The sequence below is a fragment of the Methanoculleus taiwanensis genome (genome assembly GCF_004102725.1).
Lineage (GTDB): Archaea > Halobacteriota > Methanomicrobia > Methanomicrobiales > Methanoculleaceae > Methanoculleus_A > Methanoculleus_A taiwanensis.
Window position 1 is genome coordinate 179,836 of sequence record NZ_LHQS01000003.1, and the last position, 3,956, is coordinate 183,791.

Below are 3,956 nucleotides of genomic sequence, written 5' to 3' on the forward strand. Positions count from 1 at the left end.
ACAGAACCAGACTGCCAACATGACGCAGAACCAGACACAGAACCAGACTGCCAACATGACGCAGAACCAGACACAGAACCAGACCGCCAATATGACGCAGACGATGATGCAGGCACAGAATATGACGGAGCTTCGGACGCTGCTCGGTGAGAACCTGACGGTCAGCCTCAACCAGACCACGAACCAGGTGATGGTGAACAACGCATCTGTCATCCAGCCCGATATCAACGCCAGCAACGGTGTCATCCACGTCATCGACCAGGTGCTCATGCCGCCGAACATGACGATCGGCAACGTGACCGGAAATCAGACCGTGGGCAATGAGAGCGTAACGATCACCGGCAACGAGTCGACACTCGTCGTCGTCAACGATACCAGCCTCATGACAACCAATCAGACGATTGGGAACCAGACCGGCAACCAGACCGTTAACCAGACTGCCGGGAATCAGACCACGGACAACCTGACGAACATGACAGTAAGTGGTCTACAGGAATATGAGGCCACCATCGTAGAGAACGGGTCGACGGTGACCTACATCAACCGCACCGTTTAGATCCACCCGGTACGACCTTCCGGAGCAGGAAGGAGACATTCCGACGGGGATGATCATCCCCTGCTCCCCCTTTTACCGCAGTTTATTATCGATACTTTCTGCCATCCGGGGTATAGTGCCGGTCTTTCGCAATCGAGGCCATGCGACCGCCGCAGGATAAAATCATTGCTCTTCTGCGTGCACATCTGCCAGATAGTAGTCCCAGGCCATTGCAGGAATATTATAGATGGATTTTTATATTACCAGGGCGATCTCGGCAGGCACACAGGGGGGATACAGATGAGACCACTTTTCGTAATGAGCGTGGGCATTCTTCTTCTGCTGATTATTCCCGCCACTGCATCGGCGGCGATACTCGGCGAAGATAACGCCACAATGGGTAATGAAAGCAACATGACGACGATGCCGGATAACGTGACCGGCAATCAGACCGGTATGATGGAGGAGAATCAGACCGGGAATATGACCGTCGTAGAGGTGATCGACCAGAACGGGAATCTGACCATTCTTGCACAGGCCATCAACGCTACCAACCTGACCGAACCGCTCAGCACCGGCGGGCCATACACCGTTTTTGCACCGACCGACACAGCGTTTGAAGCGCTCGGCAACGAGACCATCGGTCAGCTCCTGAACAACACCGACCAGCTTACGGCAATTCTCCAGTACCATGTGGTTGAAGGCAACTACACTGCAGAAGAGCTAATGGAGATGGTGCAACCGAACATGACGACCGCGGCGAACCAGACCATGGAGAACGTAACCGGGAACCAGACCATGGAGAACGTAACCGACAACCAGACCATGGAGAACGTAACCGGGAACCAGACCATGGAGAATGTAACCGGGAACCAGACCAATGTGACCGGGCAACAGGCGGCGGTCATGCTGCAGACACTCCTCGGTCCGAATGTGACGGTCAGCCAAAACCAGACAACGGATGAACTGATGATCAACAATGCCACGATCGTCGTGACCGACCTCAACGCCAGCAACGGTGTTGTTCATATCATCGATGCGGTGCTGACACCGCCTGAGAACGTAACCATGCAGGCAAACCAGACCGGCATGAGCATCGTCGGCGTCATCGGTGCAAACGATAACCTCTCCACACTAGCGACAGGAATCCAGACAGCCAACCTGACCGAGACGCTCGACACCGGCGGGCCGTACACCGTCTTTGCACCGACCAATGAGGCTTTCGGCGCCATGACACCAGAAGACCTGTCAGGGCTGCTCAACAACCCCGACCAGCTTGCTACGATACTCCAGTATCACGTCGTGGAGGGTGAGTACACGGCTGAAGAACTCGTGAGTATGGCAACCGGTGGAAACGCAACGAACGCTACCAACGCGACGACAACGGGTTCGACGACCCTGCAGACGCTGCTCGGCGAGAACCTCACGGTAACGGTCAGTGAGGAGGAGGTCACTGTCGGCAATGCAACCGTCGAAATGGCGAACCTCGACGCCAACAACGGCATCGTGCACACTATCGATATGGTGCTGGTGCCTGAGAATGTCACGCTGGGAGCGACCACAGCAAACCAGACCATGGGGAACGTGACCGGGAACGTGACCACAGCGAACCAGACCATGGGGAACGTGACCGAGAACGTGACAATGGAGAATATGACCACAGCGAACACGACTGCCGGAAACCAGACGATCTAACCTCCGATGGGGGGACTGCTGTCTCCTCCATCTGGAGAACCTTTTTCAGGCACAGGATAGCCCTGCGACCGGCAACGGGCAGGGCACTGCAATTGTCTCACTATAATTCAGCCATACTACAACCGGGGAGGCAATATAAAATATATAGGCCAAACAATAAAAATACTTAAATAATATCTTACCCACTTCCCCCGGCCCTCAGGGGGGGAGTAGAATGAGACGACACACCTTATTGTACGCGTGCCTTCTCCTTCTCCTGGTGATTCCTGCCACAAGCATGGCAGCGTCTATAGGAGAGGGGAATGTCACGCTGAACAGCAGTGGAAACTTTATCATAACGCCGGTAAACTCATCACAGCCCTATATTGTCAGCAATGTTTCGGTGCTCGGTGCACTTCAGGCCGGCTCCGAAGCGGGCGGTTTTAACTATACGGTCGCCGATGACCTGCCGGCGGAACGCGGATATCTTACCGTCACCTCGATCGACGAGATCGAGAATGACCTGATGAACGACACACCGATGAACTGGACATATCTGATAAACGGCGAGCAGGCCACTGCCGGCGTTGCCCAGAAAAGGGTGAGTGACGGAGACAATGTCACTTTCATCTACGGTTCTGCAAACGACACGCAGATGATGCCCGAGTACACTCTGACGATCTTCGTGAGCGTCACCGGGGGCATGGCCGGCAACCAGACCATGGGCAATGTAACCGGCAACCAGACCATGGGCAATGTAACCGGGAACATGACGGTCGTGGAGGTCATCGACGGGGAGCAGAATCTGACAACCCTGTCGGCGGCAATCAACGCGACCAACCTGACCGAACCGCTCAGCACCGGCGGGCCATACACCGTCTTCGCGCCGGATGACGATGCGTTCGACGAACTCGGCAACGAGACGATCGAAGAGCTGCTCAACGATACCGAAAACCTGACTGAGATCCTGCAGTACCACGTCGTCGAAGGGAACTACACCGCAGAACAGCTGATGGAGATGGTTCAGCAGAACATGACCGGGAACCAGACCATGGATGGCATGGGCGCCAATATGACGCAGAACCAGACCATGAACCAGACCGACAACATGACCCAGAACCAGACGATGGATCAGAACATGACCGGCCAGCAGGAAGGGGTCATGCTACAGACGCTGCTCGGCGAGAACCTGACGATCACACTCAACCAGACGACGGATGAGTTGATGGTCAACAATGCCACGGTCGTCACACCCGACCTCAACGCCAGCAACGGCGTCGTCCACATCATCGACCAGGTGCTCATGCCGCCGAACATGACCACCGGTAATCAGACCATGGACAACATGACCGGGAATCAGACAGCAGACGGGAACATACCCAACATCACCGTCACCGATCAACCGATAGTAAACGACTCCGTCATCATTAAGGAGGCCGTCGCAAAGCGTGATAACTGGGTAGTCATCCACGCCGACCAGAACGGTGCCCCAGGACCCGTCATCGGCATGGCTCTGATAGCTCGAGGGGTGAACGATAACATAACTGTCCAGATCGAGACCGAGAACGCAACGAAGACACTCTATGCCATGCTTCACAACGATGCAGGGATGAAGGGCGTCTTCGAGTTCCCCGGCAGCGACAGGCCGGAGACGGTCATGGGAGAGGTCGTTGTTCAGCCATTTAACGTGACCATGGGCAATGTGACCGACAACCAGACCATGGACAATGTGACCGACAACCAGACC

3 protein-coding genes are annotated in these 3,956 nt (G+C 55.3%); all 3 read left to right on the forward strand.

Annotation, left to right across the window (positions count from 1 at the left end; all coding sequences use genetic code 11):
• Window positions 1–556 (forward strand): fasciclin domain-containing protein (locus ABH15_RS11445; protein WP_164913741.1); only part of this gene is annotated, 556 nt, incomplete at its 5' end.
• A gap of 279 nt (window positions 557–835) precedes the next feature.
• Window positions 836–2,230, forward strand: a complete 1,395-nt coding sequence (locus ABH15_RS13705) for a fasciclin domain-containing protein (protein WP_164913742.1) — start codon at window positions 836–838, stop codon at window positions 2,228–2,230.
• Window positions 2,231–2,507: 277 nt separating this feature from the next.
• Window positions 2,508–3,956: fasciclin domain-containing protein (locus ABH15_RS11455; RefSeq protein WP_164913743.1), on the forward strand; the 1,449-nt coding region annotated here is incomplete at its 3' end.